The organism is Opitutaceae bacterium (assembly GCA_041395105.1).
GTDB lineage: Bacteria > Verrucomicrobiota > Verrucomicrobiia > Opitutales > Opitutaceae > B12-G4.
Map to the genome: position 1 here is coordinate 249,305 of JAWLBB010000003.1, position 18,696 is coordinate 268,000.

At 60.7% G+C, this 18,696-nt stretch carries 17 protein-coding genes; 10 read left to right on the top strand and 7 right to left on the bottom strand.

What is annotated here, in order from left to right; translation table 11 throughout:
• Positions 1-222: 222 nt before the first annotated feature.
• A complete protein-coding gene (locus tag R3F07_12600) occupies positions 223-621 on the top strand; it encodes a rhodanese-like domain-containing protein (GenBank protein MEZ5277213.1) in 399 nt (132 codons plus the stop codon).
• Positions 622-711: 90 nt separating this feature from the next.
• On the opposite strand, the gene R3F07_12605 is transcribed toward R3F07_12600, so the two are convergent.
• Entirely contained in the window at positions 712-1,206 is a 495-nt protein-coding gene (locus R3F07_12605; GenBank protein ID MEZ5277214.1) for a hypothetical protein, read from the bottom strand.
• A 55-nt stretch (positions 1,207-1,261) separates the two neighbouring features.
• The gene (locus R3F07_12610; GenBank protein ID MEZ5277215.1) at positions 1,262-1,792 is read right to left on the bottom strand and encodes an ACT domain-containing protein; all 531 of its coding nucleotides are present in this window, start codon (positions 1,790-1,792) and stop codon (positions 1,262-1,264) included.
• Positions 1,793-2,074: 282 nt separating this feature from the next.
• Between R3F07_12610 and R3F07_12615 the strand changes: the two genes are divergently transcribed.
• The 3 genes from R3F07_12615 to R3F07_12625 all read left to right on the top strand — a co-directional run bounded on the left by R3F07_12615 (position 2,075) and on the right by R3F07_12625 (position 4,221).
• On the top strand, positions 2,075-2,569 hold the full coding sequence (locus R3F07_12615; protein ID MEZ5277216.1) for a thermonuclease family protein: 495 nt from the start codon (positions 2,075-2,077) through the stop codon (positions 2,567-2,569).
• Positions 2,570-2,911: 342 nt separating this feature from the next.
• On the top strand, positions 2,912-3,514 hold the full coding sequence (locus R3F07_12620; GenBank protein MEZ5277217.1) for a sigma-70 family RNA polymerase sigma factor: 603 nt from the start codon (positions 2,912-2,914) through the stop codon (positions 3,512-3,514).
• Positions 3,511-4,221 carry a hypothetical protein gene (locus R3F07_12625; protein MEZ5277218.1) on the top strand — a complete coding sequence of 237 codons (711 nt, stop codon included), beginning with the start codon at positions 3,511-3,513 and terminating at the stop codon, positions 4,219-4,221. Before R3F07_12620 ends, R3F07_12625 begins: the two co-directional genes overlap by 4 nt.
• A 21-nt stretch (positions 4,222-4,242) precedes the next feature.
• Here the strand turns inward: R3F07_12625 and ruvA are convergent, their stop codons facing one another.
• The 3 genes from ruvA to dapA are packed head-to-tail and all read right to left on the bottom strand — an operon-like array spanning position 4,243 to position 6,496.
• The gene (ruvA, locus tag R3F07_12630; protein MEZ5277219.1) at positions 4,243-4,860 is read right to left on the bottom strand and encodes a Holliday junction branch migration protein RuvA; all 618 of its coding nucleotides are present in this window, start codon (positions 4,858-4,860) and stop codon (positions 4,243-4,245) included.
• A complete protein-coding gene (gene dapB / locus R3F07_12635; protein ID MEZ5277220.1) occupies positions 4,857-5,585 on the bottom strand; it encodes a 4-hydroxy-tetrahydrodipicolinate reductase in 729 nt (242 codons plus the stop codon). The genes ruvA and dapB overlap by 4 nt, the downstream gene beginning before the upstream one ends.
• A 26-nt stretch (positions 5,586-5,611) precedes the next feature.
• Complete coding sequence (gene dapA / locus R3F07_12640; protein ID MEZ5277221.1) at positions 5,612-6,496, bottom strand: 4-hydroxy-tetrahydrodipicolinate synthase; 885 nt, start codon at positions 6,494-6,496, stop codon at positions 5,612-5,614.
• Between the two features lie 142 nt (positions 6,497-6,638).
• Here dapA and R3F07_12645 point away from each other — a divergent pair, with 142 nt between their 5' ends.
• From R3F07_12645 to lepB, 4 genes are all read left to right on the top strand, one after another.
• Positions 6,639-7,739: a PilT/PilU family type 4a pilus ATPase gene (locus R3F07_12645; protein ID MEZ5277222.1), complete on the top strand. Its 1,101-nt coding sequence runs from the start codon at positions 6,639-6,641 to the stop codon at positions 7,737-7,739.
• 116 nt (positions 7,740-7,855) lie between these two features.
• Positions 7,856-8,746, top strand: coding sequence for an ACP S-malonyltransferase (gene fabD, locus R3F07_12650; protein ID MEZ5277223.1), 891 nt, complete (start codon positions 7,856-7,858; stop codon positions 8,744-8,746).
• A gap of 64 nt (positions 8,747-8,810) precedes the next feature.
• Positions 8,811-10,607, top strand: coding sequence for a translation elongation factor 4 (gene lepA / locus R3F07_12655; protein ID MEZ5277224.1), 1,797 nt, complete (start codon positions 8,811-8,813; stop codon positions 10,605-10,607).
• A 13-nt stretch (positions 10,608-10,620) separates the two neighbouring features.
• Positions 10,621-11,916: a signal peptidase I gene (gene lepB, locus R3F07_12660; protein MEZ5277225.1), complete on the top strand. Its 1,296-nt coding sequence runs from the start codon at positions 10,621-10,623 to the stop codon at positions 11,914-11,916.
• A gap of 135 nt (positions 11,917-12,051) precedes the next feature.
• Here lepB and R3F07_12665 read toward each other — a convergent pair whose 3' ends face one another.
• Positions 12,052-12,960 carry a cation diffusion facilitator family transporter gene (locus R3F07_12665; protein ID MEZ5277226.1) on the bottom strand — a complete coding sequence of 303 codons (909 nt, stop codon included), beginning with the start codon at positions 12,958-12,960 and terminating at the stop codon, positions 12,052-12,054.
• Positions 12,961-13,194: 234 nt separating this feature from the next.
• Positions 13,195-15,255, bottom strand: coding sequence for a hypothetical protein (locus tag R3F07_12670; GenBank protein ID MEZ5277227.1), 2,061 nt, complete (start codon positions 15,253-15,255; stop codon positions 13,195-13,197).
• A 230-nt stretch (positions 15,256-15,485) separates the two neighbouring features.
• Between R3F07_12670 and R3F07_12675 the strand changes: the two genes are divergently transcribed.
• Both R3F07_12675 and R3F07_12680 read left to right on the top strand, forming a co-directional pair.
• The gene (locus tag R3F07_12675) at positions 15,486-16,070 is read left to right on the top strand and encodes a sigma-70 family RNA polymerase sigma factor (protein MEZ5277228.1); all 585 of its coding nucleotides are present in this window, start codon (positions 15,486-15,488) and stop codon (positions 16,068-16,070) included.
• A gap of 16 nt (positions 16,071-16,086) precedes the next feature.
• Complete coding sequence (locus R3F07_12680) at positions 16,087-18,693, top strand: serine/threonine-protein kinase (protein ID MEZ5277229.1); 2,607 nt, start codon at positions 16,087-16,089, stop codon at positions 18,691-18,693.
• Positions 18,694-18,696: the final 3 nt, after the last annotated feature.

Genomic DNA, 18,696 nt, shown 5'->3' on the forward strand with positions numbered 1-18,696 from the left:
AGGCCTTCCCGGCAAGCCGGAGATCAAATTGGCTGCGTTTGCCGCGCCGAAGCACCCAAAAAGTGAAACCATGAAAAAAAACGGGGCACAAACGGAATAGGGCCGGGTCTGGATGCTCTGATTGATGACTGGGCCCGTTCGATCGCGCGATTCGAACGGTTCGATGCATCCATGAAACCATCTCATGCGAATCAAAAGCGTAACCACACATTCTCACACACTATGAAAACAATACTGTCTTTGCTTGTTGCCTTCGCGTTTGCCCTTACCGCTCAAGCCGGTTCGGGGAATTCCGGGAAAGTCGCCGATGTCTCGCTTGAGTCACTGAAGCAGGCCATCGCCGAGGGATCGATCACCCTGATCGATGTCAACGGTTCCAAGAGCTATCAGAAGGGTCACATCCCGGGTGCGCTTGATTTCCAGGAGGTATCCGCCGATCTGGCGTCAGTCCTGCCTGCGGACAAGGATGCCCTCGTGGTGGCCTACTGCGCGAACACGCATTGTGGGGCCTACAAGCGCGCGGTCAGCGCGGCGGTCGCCCTCGGATACACCAACGTCGCACACTTTTCAGGGGGGATCGAGGGCTGGAAGAACGCCGGCGAAGCCGTCGAAGAAGGCTGAGGCCGGCCTCAGGCGAAAGCTCCAGTGAAAAAAAGGCCCGGATTCTTCCGGGCCTTTTTGCTGCTCTGAGAGTTCTTGGATTTGCGCAGACTACTTGGAGAGGGCCAGGACGTAATCCTTCAACTGGCTGCCGAAAGCAATCGCCTGCTCCGTGGATACTCCGTTCTTTTCCAGAAGGTCCTGGATGTTTTTCAGGTTGCCGGCCCAGGCCGGCAGCGGAATGCCGGCACTGTTGAGCACCGAATTGAGAGTCGAGGCCATCTTCTCCGCATCGGCGGAATTGAATGAGCCGGAGCTCCAGACAGATTGCACGGCCCGGGCCAGGCCGGTCAGGGACTCGCGGGAGGGAATCTTCCCACCCGTCATGGCCTCAAGTTGCTTGGCGATGGCGGAGGTTTGCTCGGGGTAGGCGGCTGCGCCCTGTTCAATGGCCGACAGGATGCTTGTCAGGGCATCGGACTGGGAACTATCGGTCTCAGCCGGTTTCGCAACGGCATCTGTCATGCTCTTCAGGTCAGGCATCTGGGCCTGAAGACCAATCCCGCCGAAACCCGCAACAACGATCAAAAGAATGATGGACTTCATGTGTTTCATTCCACTTCTGTGATTGGAAACCGTCCCGAAGGGAAGTCGGAATTTCTTATCCCGCGTTCTCCCCGAGGCGCAGCTCGACCATGAGATCGGACGCGATCTTCTCGAGTTCGGACCGAACCAGTGATTCCGGACAATCCGCTGGAAGGACGATGCGGGCCCTGGCCTGGAAAAGCATTCCGCCGGTCATCGGCGCACTTGACCGTTCGGTCTCCAGTTCCTCCACGTTGATCCGGAATCGGGCGAGGGTGCCGGTGATCTCACGCACGATCCCGGGCCGGTCGTGCCCGATCACTTCGAGTGAAAACGATCGCAGAAGCGATGCGGACGCCTCGATGGATTCGCCCCGATGCGCGATCACCTCCAGCTTTTCCGACTCAAGTCCACGGAGGGCGTTGAGCAGGGAGTCCACCGATTCTTCCGGGACCTGGACCCGGAGAATCCCGGCGAATTGGCCTTCGAGATGTCCCATCCGGCTCTCCAGCCAGTTGCCGCCCTGCGACGCGATCACTGAGGCAAGGCTGCCGACGAGTCCCGGGCGATCCGGGCCGATGATGGTCATGATCAGATTGGCGAGCATATGGTCATGGGGTTGGTTCGATCGGCGTGACTGACGAGAATTGACGATTGAGAATGGAAAAACCTGCGGACAGCTGCCACCTGAACAAATCAGGTCGCTCGAGGTCTTCTCATATTCGCCCGCTCAGTTCAATCTCAGGATCGCCTTTCTAGGGCGGATCCGATCGATCAACCGTTCAGCCAGCCTCTTACGCTTGCACCCTTGCCGCCAGTCCTACACTCTCAGTAGATTCCGGGTGGATTGGCTTGTCCGCTTCCCCCGGATCTGATGATCCCCAGAAATATGGCCACACGAATTTCCTTATTCACAACCTGCGCAGCCGTCCTTGGGACGTCCTGTCTCCTTGGATTGTCAGCCACCGCCGCCGACGCCCCGGCTCCTCAGGTTATCACCGGAATCATTGTTGAAGTGACAACGGGAGACAATTTCCTGCTGCGGACTTCCGACAATCGGGAGTTCCCGATCGGTATCTGGGGGGTCGACAGCCCGGAGATCAACAACCAGACCGGCCAGAGGGCCCGGAAGTTCTCGGCCAGGCTCATCCAGGGCGAGCAAATCAAGTTGACGATCCTCGGTCGCGACAGCGAGGGCCGGACACTCGGGCGTGTCATCTTCAAGGAGAACCGGGACCTGGCCCTTGAGCTCCTTAAGGAGGGCTACGCGGTCTGGATGACTGGGGCGGCACCAAACGAGGCTGCCTATGAAAAGGCTCAAATGGATGCCCAGGAAGCGCGCAAAGGGATCTGGAAGGAATGGCTCCCGAAGAAAGGACTCTGATTCTCCCGCCTCCGGAGTCGAGTCGATCCGCAATCGGAATCCGATTGACCCGGCGTGAGATCTGAGTTATTGTTAATCAAATAGTTATACTAATATTTTTCAACCGAGGGATCTGCGGCCTTCGGGTTGCGGACTCAAGCCCAACGATCAATCCACCCGGATTCTGAAACTTTGCGCCTCAAACGAGCGTATTTGAGAGAGGAACCGCCTGGTTCTCAGCCAGCCTTGCTCCGATGAACGCCTGTCCGTTTACCCATTCCGAATAAACAGGCAAACCACTCAAAAGAGGAAAAACCATTGGGAACAATCCAGGAAATCACACGTCCTAACAGTGCTGAACGCATGACGATGAAAGCACAGGAAGTGGCGATTGACCGGCTTCTGGTGGACCGTTTCAAAGCGGGAGACCAGAGTGCGTTCAATGAAATGGTTTCGCGCTACTGGGATCGCATCTATGCGATGGTCAACCAGTTGCTGAGGAATACCCAGGACGCTGAGGAAGTCACCCAGGACGCCTTCATCCGAGCCCATCGCGGTCTCGAGAATTTCAGGGGGGATTCCGCCTTTTCAACCTGGCTCTACCAGATTGCCACCAATCTGGCCCGAAACCGCTATTGGTATTGGTGGCGGCGGAAACGGGATCGTTCCATTTCCTTCGACCAACCCCTGACCGCCGACAGCGACACCACGCTGGCGGAGGTTTTTCCATCCGATGTCGAAACCCCGCAGGATGCCACGGTCTCACAGGAATTCGTCGACCGGGTCGCGGAATGCATGGGGATGCTCGCCGAGAAGCACCGCGAGATTCTTACCCTTCGCAATATCCAGAATCATTCCTATGAGGAGATTGCTTCCATTCTGGAGATCAGCGTGGGCACCGTGAAGAGCCGGATTGCCCGGGCCCGCGAAAGCCTGCGCGAGAAGATGGGGGACGAGTTGCTATGAACCAGAGGAAACTCATCGAATGGCTCAACCTCTATATCGATGGCGAGATCGAGGCCGATGATCTCGAGCGGCTCGAACGCCTGGTCAACTCCAGTCCGGAAGCCCGCCGCATCTATCAGCAGTATTGTCGCCTCGACCAGGCCACCCGGATGCTCCATCAGCGTTTCAGGCAGGTGGGACCGCCGGAACCGTTCCCCCTTTCCGTGAATCGCGGATTCTCCGGATCCAATGCCACCCGGCGGATACGGCGCCTGACTGTGATGGCCGGCGGACTGGCTGCCGCCATCGCCCTTGTTTCCGGTTCTCTCATTGTCTTTGGTCCCACGAATTCCGAATCGAGCGTGCTTGATTCCATTGCCTCGACACCGGCCAAGCCCGACAAGGCGGATTCGACCTACGTGGCGATCACGCCGTCCGTCATCCAGTCATTCAATTCGGATACCGCGATCTTCAACCTGGAGCCGGCGGGCGATGGAACCCTTGTTCCGGCGGCCTGGCGACCAAACCTCGAGATCCCGTCCGTTTCACTCGGCAAGGAAGAACCGCCCCAGGCCTGGCCCGTCTATGGAGGCATACAATGGAATGCCCCGGTCGGAATCGGTGACGGTCTCGAAATGACCGGATCCCGTGAACAGAGGATTTATCGGGGGCCGGAAAGACGGCCGGGCAGCCCCTACCAGACCGTCTCCTTCCAGTTTCAGAAGTGACGGCGGTCCTCAGCCTTCTCATCAGCCCAGGGCTGTCTTGACTAATTGCTCGGTGCTGGCGTCGGCACCCAGTCGACGGGCTGCCTCCCGAACGGACTTGTCCGCATCGGCCAGCTTGAATCCCAGAGCGGTCAGCGCCAGGACTGCGTCGCGCTGCCTTCCTCCCGGGGAATCCGCCGGGAGAATCGAGCCCGCGGCACCGCCCTGTCCGGGACCCGCCCCGTCCTTACCGGCCAGACCGGTTTTGTCTCGCAATTCGATGACGAGGCGTTCGGCGGTTTTCTTGCCGATCCCCGGCGACTTGGAAAGCAGTCCGACGTCGCCGTTCATGATGGCTGAGCGAAGAACCGGGAGTGCCAGTTTGCTCATGATGCTCAAGGCCACCTTCGGTCCCACTCCCGAGACCTTCTCAATCATCAGTCGAAAGAAATCGCGCTCGTCCGACGTCGCAAATCCGAAAAGAGTCTGGGAATCTTCCCGGTAGACCGCATGGGTGTGCAGCTTGGCGCGGTTTCCCACCTGGGGAAGACGCTCGGCCGTTGTCACCGGGACATTCACCTCGTATCCAATTCCGGATACTTCAATGACCGCGCTGAGGGGACCGGCGGAAACAAGGACTCCTTCGATGCTGACGATCATTTCCGAAACCCGAGAACGTCCTGCATGTCGTAGACTCCGGGCGCCTGCCTGAGGGCCCAGCGTGCGGCCCGCAGGGCACCGGTGGCAAACACCTGTCGGTCGGTGGCACGATGGGTCAATTCGATCCGTTCGCCCAGACCGGCAAAATAGACCGTATGATCGCCCACCACATCGCCACCCCGCAGGGCATGGACTCCGACCTCCTTCGAGGAACGTTCACCAGGCACACCGCTGCGGCCGTGTCGAAGCGCTTCCGGCCCCAATCCACGCTCCTCGAGGATTATTTCACAAAGGCGGACGGCGGTGCCGCTGGGGGCGTCCTTCTTCATCCGATGGTGCATCTCCAGAACCTCCGCGTCGTAGCCTTCATCGAGGACTGAGGCGGCCACCTGGGTCAGATGGAAAAGCAGATTGACTCCAATCGAGTAATTGCCGGCCCAGACCGTCGGGATGGCGGATGCGGTCTGTTTCAACTCGGCCCGCCTGACATCGGTGTGGCCCGTCGTTCCAATGACGAGAGCTTTTTTTAGCTCGACCGCCGTTTCGATGACCGAGGCAGTCGATTCGTGAAAACTGAAATCGACGATGACATCGGCCTCCTTTGCCTCCAGTTTCAGGTCACCGCCCAGGTCGCAGAGACCGGTGACGTTGATGCCCTCGGCCTCGGCGGCGGCAGCGATGGCGCGGCCCATGCGGCCGTTGGATCCGTTGATCGCGATATTCATGGTCGGTTTGTCCGGCTCCGGCGTCTTCAGCTGAGCGCTTCCAATGCCCCGAGGAGCAGGGCGCGATTTTCCGCGCTCATGGCACAGAGAGGAGGACGGACCTCGGCTGAGGAGATCATGCCCAGATGGTGCATGGCCGCCTTGACCGGAACCGGATTGGGCTCGCAGAAAAGCGCCTTGAAGAGAGGTTGGAATCGGTGCTGAAGGGCGAGGGCGGTCTTGAGGTCACCTTTGAGAAAGGACTGTACCTTCATCTGGATTTCTTCGGGGAAAACATTGGAGGCGACGCTGATCACACCCTTCGCTCCGATCGATAGAAACGGAAGGGTCAGGCTGTCGTCGCCGCTCAGGATGGTCATGGCGTCGCCCAGGCGCTGGCGGAGCTGATCCACCCGGTCGCAGGATCCACCCGCTTCCTTGATATGGTTGATATGTGGATGGGCTTCCCGCAGGCGCTCGACGGTCGAGACGGCGATCTCGATCCCGCAGCGTGAAGGGATGGAATAAAGAATGATCGGCTTGTCGGTCTCCCGAGCGACCGCCGAGAAGTGCTGGAAGAGCCCTTCCTGACTCGGCTTGTTGTAGTAGGGGGCCACCTGGAGGACACCATCGACCCCGCATTCGTGCGCGAGTCGGGTCAGGCGGACGGCTTCACGGGTCGAATTGGATCCGGTTCCGGCGATGACCGGAACTCGCCGCTGGGTGGCGGCCACGACTGCGCGCACGACATCGATGTGCTCATCGTGGTCGAGGGTGGGGGATTCGCCGGTTGTCCCACAGGGCACGAGCGCGGAAATCCCGGCCGCAATCTGTTGATGGACGACCTTCTCGAGATCGTCAAATGCGACCGCCTGATCCCGGAGAGGGGTGATCAGGGCGGTCAGGGTTCCGGTAAAGGTGGGGCCGCTCATTTCGGGAATGGGTTGGGTAAGGCCATCAGAGGCGCGAAAGACAGGATGGAAACCGGAACCCCGGCAAGTTCCAAGGATTGTTTTTGGGCAGTCCGTCTTTCCCGGCTAAGGAGTTTCCTTGGGATTCCGATAGGTGAATGTGATGAATTACCAGATAATCGACGATCTTCTCAGGCTTGGGGTCGAGAACGGGGCCAGCGATATCATGATCAAGTCGGATAAGCCCGGTTATCTCCGACTCAATGGCCGGCTCAAACCAGTGGAGATGGAACCTCTTGAAATGGATGTTCTTGCGTCGTTTGTCGAAGAGAATGTACCCGAGTTCCTGCGTGAGCAGATGGAACTCGAAGGCCAGATCGACTTCGCCTACGCCCTGGGCAACATCGGGCGTTTCCGGGTCAACGGCTTCAAGCAGAGAGGCTCGATCAGCATCGTCTTCCGTTATGTAAAAAGCCGGATCCCGACTTTCGAAGAGCTCAATCTCGAATCGGAGACCCTGACCAAGCTCTGCAACGTCCGCGACGGCATCATTCTTGTCTGCGGCGCGACCGGTGCCGGCAAGAGCTCCACCCTGGCCTGCATGCTCAATTGGATCAATCACCACGCCGACAAACACGTGGTCACGATGGAGGATCCGATCGAGTTCAGCTTCACTGACAACAAGAGCATTTTCAATCAGCGTGAAATCGGCGTCGACACCCCCAGCTTCGACATCGCGCTCAAGGCTGTTCTGCGTCAGAATCCCGACATCATCCTGATCGGTGAAATGCGCGACCGCATCACCTTCGAAACGGCGCTTTCCGCGGCGGAGACCGGCCATCTGGTCATGTCGACCCTCCATGCCGGCACCGCTCACCAGGCCATCGTCCGGCTCTTCGAGTTTTTCCCGCCGGAACAGCAGCTGCAGGCCCGCCGGCAGCTGGCCGCTTCCCTGCGGGGTGTCATCGTCCAGCGACTACTTCCCGCCCTCGAGGGTGGGGGACGGGTGCCCGCGCTGGAAATCCTCGTGGCCGATTCACTGGTCAGCAACCTCATCCTTGAAGGCGACTTTGAGAAAATCCCCTCCCTGCTCGACGTCACCAGTGATTCCGGGTCCCATTCCTTCAACCGGGATCTCCTCCGGCTGGTCAAGGCCGGGCGGGTCGCCCGTTCGGATGCCATGAAGGCGTCGCCCAATCCCAAGGCTCTGGAGATGAACCTGAAGGGCATTTTCCTCAACGAAGGCCGACGGATCATCGGCTGACGGATTCCCTCGGATTGTTGCCAGGCATCAGCGGGTGGCCCTGAACCGCCCGTTTTTCGATCTCGACCCTCCCGGTCGAGATGTCCACATTGGTCGGTTTCATGGCAACTGCACTCATGTTTTCAGGTCAGGGGGCCCAAAAGGTCGGTATGGGTAAATCGTTGTTCGACAATGACTCAGCCGCCAAGGAGCTCTATCGTCAGGCCAATTCAATTCTCGGATGGGACCTTGCCGGGATCAGCTTTGACGGTCCCGAAGATTCACTGGTCGAAACCAAGGTCTGTCAGCCGGCACTTTTCGTGCACGGCATGGCCCTCTACACCGTCCTGGAAAAGCAGGGCCGGCTGGACGATGTCGTGATGTCACTCGGCCTGAGCCTGGGCGAAATCACCGCCTTGACGGCCGCCGGAGTCTTCGATTTCGAGACCGGCCTCAGGGTCGTCGCCGAACGCGGCCGCCTCATGCAACAGGCCTGCGACCAGACCGTGGGCACCATGGCCAGTGTCATTGGCGAATCCCGGGAGGCGGTGGAGGCTCTCTGCGCCGATTTTGACGTGCAGGTCGCCAACCTCAATTGCCCGGGGCAGATCGTCATCTCTGGCGAGAAGGACAAGGTTCTGGCCGCGATTGAGGGCGGGCGGGAGCGGGGCTTCCGCCGGATCATCCAGCTCCAGGTGGCCGGGGCCTACCACAGCCGCCTCATGGAACCCGCCCGGGAGGCTTTCGGCGCCTTTCTGGCAACCGTCACGTTTTCCGAGCCACGATTCACCGTCCTGACCAATACGACCGGAGAGTCCGTCGGATCGGTAGACGCGATCCGCGAGGCTCTCATCCGCCAGGTGGTTTCGCCGGTTCTCTGGGAGGACTGCATGAACACCGCCGCCCGCAGCGGAGTTGACCTTTTCTGGGAACTGGGCACCGGTGCGGTATTGTCGGGACTGGCCCGCCGCACCAATCGAGCCTGGATCACCCGCTCATTTTCCGAATTTTCCGACCTGGCTTCCTGACCTCAAGAATCCGCGGTCACCGTTCTTTCCCGGTTCCGGTCCGGTCTCCGGCAGAGCCGTCATCATGCTCATCACGAAGAAACGCAATTTCTGCATCATCGCCCACGTCGATCACGGGAAGACCACGCTCTCGGATCGATTGCTTGAGTACACCAATACGGTGGCCAAGCGGGTCATGAAAGAGCAGTATCTCGACTCGATGGACCTGGAGCGGGAGAGAGGGATCACCATCAAGAGCCATCCCGTCTCGATGCTCTATCCGGCCAAAGACGGCGAAATCTATCAGCTCAACCTGATGGATACGCCCGGGCATGTGGATTTTTCCTACGAGGTCAGCCGCAGTCTGGCCGCCTGCGAGGGGGTCCTTCTCCTGGTGGACGCGGCCCAGGGCGTCGAGGCCCAGACCGTGGCCAACGCCCATCTCGCTTTCGGCCTGAACCTGAAGGTGATCCCGGTCATCAACAAGATCGACCTGCCCAGCGCGAATCTCGATCTCTGCACCCGCCAGCTGGAGGACATCCTCGCGATCCCCTCGGAGGAAGCGATCCTCGCCAGTGGAAAGAGCGGGATCGGGATCGAAGACATCCTCGAGGCCGTTGTCAGCCGGTTGCCCGAGCCCCGCTGGTCGGACCATTCCTCGACCCGGGTTCTCATCTTTGACTCGGTCTACGACGCCTTCCGGGGGGTCATCATTTACGTCCGGGTCTTCTCCGGCTCGATCGGTTCCGGAGAACAGATCGTCATGATGAGCGACAATTCCCGGACCGAGGTCAAGGAGGTCGGGGTCTTCACTCCGGCCATGCAGAAGGTGGACCGGCTCGAGGCCGGGGACGTCGGCTACCTCGTCTGCAACATCAAGAACCTCGGCGATATCCGGATCGGCGATACGATCACCACCGCCCGCAATCCCGCGACGGAGATGCTGCCAGGTTACAAGGAGGTCCGTCCGATGGTCTTCACCGGGCTCTACCCCTTGGATACCAACGACTACGAGAAGCTCAAGGCGGGGCTGGCCCGGCTGCGGCTCAATGACGCCGCCTTCGTCTACCAGCAGGAATCGTCCGTCGCCCTCGGTTTCGGCTTCCGCTGCGGCTTTCTCGGCCTGCTTCACATGGAGATCATCCAGGAGCGGATCCGGCGGGAGTACGATGTCGACATCATTTCCACGTATCCAAGTGTTATTTACAAGGTGCAGCTGCATGGGGGAGGGGAGGTCGAGGTCGACAACCCGATCAACCTGCCCGATCCCAGCTCGATCGCGGGCATCCTCGAGCCGACAATCAAGGCAACCATCCACATGCCCAACGAATGCCTCGGCGACATGCTGGGCCTGGTCATGGACAAGCGCGGCACGGTCGATCATACCGAGACCCTCGATGCCCAGCGGCTCATGCTCATCTGCACGTTGCCGTTGAACGAAATCCTCGTCGATTTCAACGACCGGTTGAAAAGCATGACCCGGGGATACGGCTCGATGGATTATGAGCTGGGCGAATACCAGCCCTCGAATCTCACCCGGATGGACATTCTGGTGAACGGCGATCCGGTCGACGCCTTTGCGTCGATCGTTCATCGCGACAAGGCTGCGGCCAAGGGACGTGATATCTGCGAGCGCCTGGCCGAGATCATTCCGCCGCACATGTTCAAGATTGCCGTCCAGGCCGCCATCGGCGGTCAGATCGTCGCCCGGGACAACGTCCGGGCCATGCGCAAGGACGTCACCGCCAAGTGCTACGGCGGCGACATCACTCGGAAACGGAAGTTGCTCGAAAAACAGAAAGAGGGTAAACGGAAGATGAAGCAGGTCGGCCGGATATCCATCCCTCCGGATGCCTTCATCCAGGTACTGAAGAACAATTGATCGGATTGCCCTGATGCTCGACTATTTCTCCGAAAACGGCCGGATGCGCCGCAACGCACGCAACTGGCTCCATCTGGCCGACAAGGTCTTCCATTTCCGGCGCGATATCCTGAATGAAACCGAGGTGGCCGCCCTCAACCAGGAGCGGTTCCGCCTGCGCAAGAAACTCAAGGGCCGGGCCAATGCCAGCGAGCTGAAGCTGTCGATTGAAAGCCTTGAGCACTGCCTGCGCCAATCCGGAGGCACCTTCTACCCGAAATCGACCACCGTCGAGTACGTCGAGTTCTTCCTCGTCGCGGCCATTCTCTTTCTCGGCATTCGGGCCTTCATTCTGCAGCCGTTCAAGATCCCCACCAATTCGATGTGGCCGTCCTTTTACGGAATGACCGGGGAGGTGTTCCAGACGGTGGACGACGAACCCAATGTGCTGATGAAGGCCCTGCGTTTCGGGGCACTGGGGGCCAGTCCCCGAAGGGTGGACGCACCCGTGGAAGGCGAGATCCGCCTGCCCATTGTCGGGAATTCCAACGGCCTGCAGATTTATTTCCGGACCGTCACCGGCCGACGCTGGTTGATTCTCCCGACCGTTCTCAAGGAATATTCCATCTTTGTGGGCGAAGAAATCGCCACCGTGCGGGTACCGTGGGATTTCCAATTGGAACCGATCCTTTCCGAAGCCTGGTTCGGCAATGCCGAGGGGCTGACCGAACACCTGCAGGCCCAGCTGAGCAGGCGCAACGCCCGGGAGGCTTTTCTCAAGAACAGGGACGGAAAGGGTTCGGTCCGGGTCATCTCGGTCCCGATCGGGCGGGAAATCAAGAAGGGCGAGCGGCTCCTGTCATTCGATATCCTGACAGGTGACCAGCTCTTCGTCGATCGCCTCAGCTACCATTTCATCAAACCCAAAGTCGGTGACGGATTTGTCTTCCGCACCCGCAACATTGCTGGACTGGCCCGCGACGGAGTGCCGGACGACAAGTACTACATCAAGCGCCTGGTGGGCGTCCCCGGTGACACTCTGGAGGTCCGGTCGCCGGTCCTCCTGCACAATGGCGAACCGATCTCCGGCTCCCGGGCGTTCGAACTCAACGCCAGACAGGAGTCGCGTTACCGGGGTTATGAAGCCCGCGGTCTTCTTGAACCGGGCCAGACCCTGACCGTTCCGGAGAAAAGTTTCTTCGCCATGGGCGACAACTCCTACAACAGTCTGGACGGCCGGATCTGGGGATTCGTGCCGGAAGGTGACGTGGTGGGCCGCCCATTGTTCATTTACTATCCGTTTACCCGGCGTTGGGGTCCCACCCGGTGACGGTGCGGGTTCCGGGCCTCGACGGGTCGTCTCCGCCCTTCCCTGTATTTCGCACAATATACATTATGTCTAATATAGGATTGGGCTGAAATCGGGATGCTCCCTGCCCTGCGCCCTTCCGGTCCACGCGATCGATCACAGATGCTTGGTCAGGCAGGCGCTCGCAACAGTTTCAAGTTCGATCGTGCTGTGGCCAATGGAGAAATCTTCCTCCAGCATGGCCTTGATCCGGTACTTGAGGGTCTCCGCCGCCTCGATCCCGCTGCCCTCATCCACCACGACATGAGCCTCCAGCGCCCGGACGTGCTCATCCAGGTCCCAAATGTGGACGTGATGGATTCCCGATACGCCAGCGATCGATTCGACCGCCGAACGGACCTCGGCAACATCGATCCCCTCCGGCGTCCCTTCCATCAGAATCGACGCCGTGCGCTTCAGCATGCCCACGGACATCACGAGAATGTATCCCGCCAGCAGCAATGTCAGGGCCGAATCCACCCAATTCCACGCCAGCCAGAAGACCGCCGCTCCGCCGAGAATGACCGCGACGGATGCTCCGGCATCGCTCAGGTTGTGGAGAAAGGCCGCCCGTACATTGAGGCTTCCTTTTGCCATCGACCAGAGAAACCAAGCCGTGACCAGATCAACGATCAGCGCGATGCCGGCCGCCGCCATCATCCACCCGCCCAGCAGCGGTTCCGGCGCGAAGAATCGTTTGACTGCCTCAAAGACCAGAAAGCACCCCACCAGGATCAAGGCGGTCAGCTGGATCATCGCTCCAATCAGCTCGGCCCGCCGGTAGCCGAAGGTGTACTGCCCGTCGGCCTCTTTCCGGGAGATTTTCCGGGCAATGTAGGCGATGAGCAAGGCAGCCGCATCATTTGTATTGTGGAGGGCGTCAGCCATCAGGGCGACACTCCCCGAGAAGAATCCAGCGACGAACTCGAAGAAGGACAGACCGGCGTTCACGATGACGGCCCCGAGAAGGCCGGCATCGCTGACTTCGTCCGTCGCGTGGGAGTGATGGTGCCCGGAATGACTCATGAGTCCGACAGGGTTCGCATGGCGAACCACGGATAGAGTGCCGGAAGGACCAAAAGGGTCAAGGCGGTCGAACGGATCAGTCCTTCGATTGCGAACAAGCCGAGCCGTCGCCGGACGTCACCTATTTGATTGGAAGCCCGGTCGAAACGTCCCCACTCCCTGGAGAGAGATGACATGAAAAGCGCATTGGTTCCTGGGACTCAGGGAGGGCCAACCGTCGGGGGCCGGATTCTTCTACCCGTCGGCCTTATCCAGAAGCCCGGCCAGGGCGGCGAGAATGGCGGTATCCTCTCCGTTTTCGATCCGGACCGCTGTGCCCATGTGTTGCTCCATCGCTTCGAGTTCCTCCCCGCCGAAGGTGTTCTTCATCGCGTCCAGGGGATTGATCCACCGGACCGGGCAACCGGCCGCAGTCAGCAGGTCCGCCACCTCGTAATGTTCCAGCACGCCCGGAATGAATACCTCGGGCGACCAGGCGCAATCCTCAGCCTCCAGCAGATCCTCGAAGGCGCGCAGACAATTCCAGATGACCACCCCGGCGAGATGAGCGTCAATGGCGGCCACGTGCGCGGCGATGAGTCCGCCCAGCCCACACCCGGTTGCGATGATGGGTGCTCCGGCACTTTCCGGCCGGTTTCGCAGGAAATCCAGCGCCGCCAGGCCATCCCGGATCCGCATGCCCATGGTGGAATCACCCAGGGCAAACGAGGAGTAGGCAAAGAACCGTTCGCGCGACGCCCAACCGGGTATCTCATAAGGAAGCATGGCCGGCTCGGAATCGCCCCACCCCCGGAGGTCGACGGCCAGGCACCCGCAGGTCGGGCCGTCCCGGTCAAGAAACCGGATCGCCCGTCCCAGTATCCCGCCCCCTTCAAGGAGCCGGTCCCGGCCGCCGTCATCGAAGTGCAGGAGGAACGGCGACACCCTTTGGGTCATTGGTGTGATCAGGGTTCCCGGGACCATGATGTCGGGCTCGGTCTGCAGGCTGACCTGACGGATCTGATGGACCCAGGCCTGAAAAGGCTCCCCCACCCTGGCGCGAACCGCCTCGCGGAAACCGTCCGTCCATCCGGCCAGCCGCGTTGCCGCTTCTCCTGTATCCAGACTATGGATTTCACGGCTTCTCCGCAACTCAACCGCCCGGTCGCGCGTCAGGGTCCGCATGTTCACATCCTGACGTGGATGGCACTGCAGCTCCGCGACCGGATTCAGGGCGAATCCCTCCATCGGCAGCTTCGGGCGCGGCGGCGGCCGGTCAAGGAATCGGCGATCGAGGAAATCCACGAAGCGGGCAGCCTGGTCCAGGGTGTAGGCGTGACCGCTCTCATCGATGAAAAACTCCACCAAATCCGCCGCCCCGGCCGATTGGTAGAACCGGCGGACCATCCCGACCAGTTCCACCGTATCCTCCAGGCGGAAAACCTCGTCCGCCCTTCCCGCCATGATCAGGACCGGCTTGGGCGCGGCCGCACAGAGAATGTCCACATAGTCCAGCCCGTCGGCGTAGCGACGCCACATCCGGCCTTCCGGGCACCCCGCATAACACTGGCGGATCGCCAGGTCGGCCAGCGGACTCAGGCAGCAGGAGGGACCCAGGACGCTGACCCGATCGTCGAGCAAGCCGGCCATCATGGTGGTGGTTCCGCCGCCGGATACCCCCGTCATGGCGACGCCCGGACGCAGATCCGCATCCGATCGAGTGTACAGATAGTCGATACAGCGAAGGGCGTCGGCTACGAAATAACGGCTCGAGGAATCGCCGGTCAGGTAGGGCCGGACGCCGTCGCGGAAATGATCGTTGCCCGCCTGTTTTTCCCCAGCCTGCCCGGGCGGATCGAAAGTGATGGTGAGGAAGCCCGAGCGGGCAAAGAATTGGCAGGGCAGTTGGTAGCTTGCGAATTGTTTCCCGGAATGGCCGACCGGAACGACGATGCCCGGAAAGGGCGGCTCGAAGTCTTCGGGCACGTAGACAGACGCATTGACCTGCCATCCTGGAAAGGAGTCGAAGAGCACATTCTCGATCCGATAACCCTTCTTCCGGTGCACTGAAACGGTCCTGGAATCGGGGGGCGGGACAGCGGATCCGACGGGAAGATCACGGTGGGATCTTCCCAGAAGGCTGCGCACGGTCCGTCCGTAGGCCCCGACCTCGCCCGAATCGATGGCGGCCTCCCGGCGACGGCCCGCCTCCGCCATGCACTCGAGGGATCGCCCGACGATATGGTTGCGCAGCATCATGCGCAGATCCATTGCGGGATCAATCGGGGCTTGGGGGATGGGTGACCTTTCCTTCATGGAGCGGCGGTTTCCTGGGGCGCCTGACCAGAAGGATGGTGAAGCCCTCCGGGTTTCCGACCGAGCCGAATCTGACGGGAATCGTTCGACCGCCCCGCCACGCACCGGTCGCACCCGGACGGATGTCACCCTCTCCTTCGCGTCCCGATCGGATCAGCTATAAGATTACACACGGGTAACCCGACAATTCTGCTTCTCGGCGTGCCGTGGTGCTGCTAGTGTCGAGTCTGGTGAGTGGCGACATAACCCAGATCCTCAGGGAAATCGAGAGCGGCGACCCGGCCGCCCCCAATCGCCTGATCACCATGGTTTATGACGAGCTCCGCCGGCTTGCTTCCTCGAAGATGGCGAGGGAATCCTCGGATCAGACCCTGCAGGCCACCGCACTGGTCCACGATGCCTGGATCCGCCTGGGAGGCGACCATCAACCCAATTGGCAGAACCGCCGCCACTTCTTCGGAGCGGCGGCCGAAGCCATGCGCCGGATTCTTGTCGACCGGGCCCGGCGCAGGCGCGCCATCCGGCACGGAGGCGGATTGGTTCGGGCCGACGAACATGAGTATGAACTGGCCGGCCCCGTGGCCAGCGACGAACTCCTCGCCGTGGACGAAGCTCTCGCGAGTCTGGCCCGGGTCGATCCAGGAAAGGCGGAATTGGTCAAATTGCGCTATTTTGTCGGAATGACATTGGTCGAGGCTGCGGCCGCCCTCGAGATTTCCGAACCCACGGCCAAACGCTGGTGGCGTTTTGCCCGGGCCTGGCTCCTGGAGAACCTGCAGACGAACGAGCCCGGCCCAAACGGGAACTCGGGTTGATCCTTCCCGACTCCAGATGAACCCACATGAATTCGAGGAAGCGCTCTTCGCGGTCGCATCCGAACTCCCGGTCGAGGAACGCTCCGGCTTTCTGGATCGGGTCTGCCTGGGCGACAGTGAATTGCGGGCCCGCCTTGACGCGCTTCTTCAAGCGGATGCGGATGAAGACACCCTCCTCGAACGACCCGTGCTGACGCCCGGCCGCGACGGGGACAAGACATCGACCGGGAATTCGGAGATCGACGAAACAATCGGTGACGAGATCGGCAATTACCGCCTGATCCAGAAGATCGGCGAAGGCGGCTGGGGTACGGTTTACCTCGCCGAACAGATCAAACCGTTCCGGCGGCACGTGGCCCTGAAGGTGATCAAGCTTGGCATGGACACCCGGGCGGTCATCGCCCGTTTCGAGATCGAGCGGAAGACCCTGGCCATGATGGACCACCCGGGAATCGCACGCGTTCTCGATGGCGGAGCGACGGCCAGCGGAAGACCCTTCTTCGTGATGGAACTGGTCCGGGGCGATCCGATCACCCGCTACTGCGACGAGCACCAACTGAGTATCAGGGAGCGATTGGAGCTTTTCATCCAGGTCTGCGATGCCATCCGGCATGCCCACCAGAAAGGGATGATTCATCGCGATCTCAAACCGTCCAATATCCTGGTGACCCTGCAGGAGGGAATTCCCCGTCCCAAAATCATCGATTTCGGAATCGCCAAGGCCACTCACCAGACCCACACAGGCCATTCCTACTTCACCGATTACCGCTCCTTCGTCGGAACCCCCATCTACACCAGTCCGGAACAGATTGAGATGAGTGGGGTTGAAGTGGATACACGCAGCGACATCTACAGTCTCGGCGTGGTTCTCTATGAACTGCTCACGGGACGGCTGCCCTTCGAGCGGTCGGCGACCCTCGAAGAGGTCCGCGAATCCGTTCGCGGCTCGGATGTCCCCCGCCCCTCGGTCCGGGCCCGTCTCCTCAATGAGGAGGAATCTGTGGCCATCGCCCGGTGTCGTTCGACCGATCCCCGGCAGCTGGTGGTTTCGCTTCGAACCGACCTCGACTGGATCGTGATGCGCTGCCTTGAGAAGGACCAGACCCGGCGGTACCCCACCGCCAACGGATTGGCCATGGATCTGCGGCGTTTCCTGTCCGGAGACCCGGTCGCCGCGCGCCCGCCGAGCACCACCTATCTTCTGAAGAAGCTGATCCAGCGCCACCGGTTCGGATTCGCCGCGGGGAGCCTGCTCGCCCTCGCCCTGATCGCGGGGCTTACCGTCTCACTCTGGGCCTTTCACCGAGAGCGCGTGGCCTACAGGAGAGTCGAGGCGGAATCGTGGCGTCGGGCCCAGGTCATCGACCTGGTGCAGAAAATGTTCCAGGACCTCGACTACCTGGTGGCACTCGGCCGCGATACCAAGCTCCTGCGGGAATTGCTTGATCTGCGGGTCATCCATCTTGAGACCATGTCGGGCCAGCCCGAGATCGAGGCGGATCTGCGCAAGACGCTGGGAGCCGCCTATTTCAATCTCGGCGAATATGGAAGTGCCGAGGCGATGTTCCGTCGCGAACTCGCCCTCCGGACCGACGTGCTCCGCGATCGTGATGCCGCCACGGCGAGAACCCTGAATGACCTGGGAGCCGTCCTGATTCGGGAGAAGAAAATGACCGAAGCTGAGGCAAGGATCCGCGAGGCCTTGTCCATCCTCGGCGAGTCGGCGATGACCGATCCGGCGGAAATGGCGGCGTCCATTTCCAATCTCGGAGTCATCCTCGCCCATCGCGGCCAGTTTGATGAAGCCGAGGCCCGGATTCGCGAGGCGCTCCGCATTCAGGTCGAATCGATCGGCCCGGAGCATCCCGATGTGGCTCAGAGCCTGAATCGGCTGGGAGTGGTCCTGGAACAGAAGGGTGAATTGTCGGAAGCGGAAGCCACCCTTTACGAAGCTCTCGCCATGAAGATCCGCTTATTCGGTCCGACCCATCCGTCGGTATCCACATCCCTGATCTTCATCGCCCTCGTCCAGGTTGGCCAGGATCGATACGCCGAGGCTCTCTCCACTTACAAGCAGTACCTCAAGGTCCGCTCCAGCCTCGGGGAGATGGATGCGGCGGTCACGCAAAGCCGGACTGCGTTCCTGACCGAGCGCGAAGGCACGTTCGCCGAAGTCTCTGCTGCCGTTGAAGAAATACTCCGGGTGATCGAGTTTCAATATGGGAAGGAAAGCTGGGAAGCCGCCAAGTACCTGGGAATGTTCGCCTGGGTGCTCCTGGGAGAGGGTAAGTACGCCGAGGCTGAAGCCTTCGGACGCCGCTCCCTCGACATTCGCGAGGCGACCCGACCGGATCATTGGCTGACCTGCAACGCCCGGAGTATCCTCGGAGGCGCCCTGGCCGGGCTGGGAAAGACGGAAGAGGCAAAGCCCTTGATCCTGAGCGCGGCGAACGGCCTGGTGGCCATCGCGGATGACATCCCGCCTGCTTCACGCTGGTTCATCACGGATGTTCTCAACCGAACCATCCGCTTTTTCGAGGCCACGGGCGACACCGCCGAGGCCGCCCATTGGCAGAATCAACTGTCGGTCATCGAGGGACATCCGGGTGCGACCAATCCCTGAACA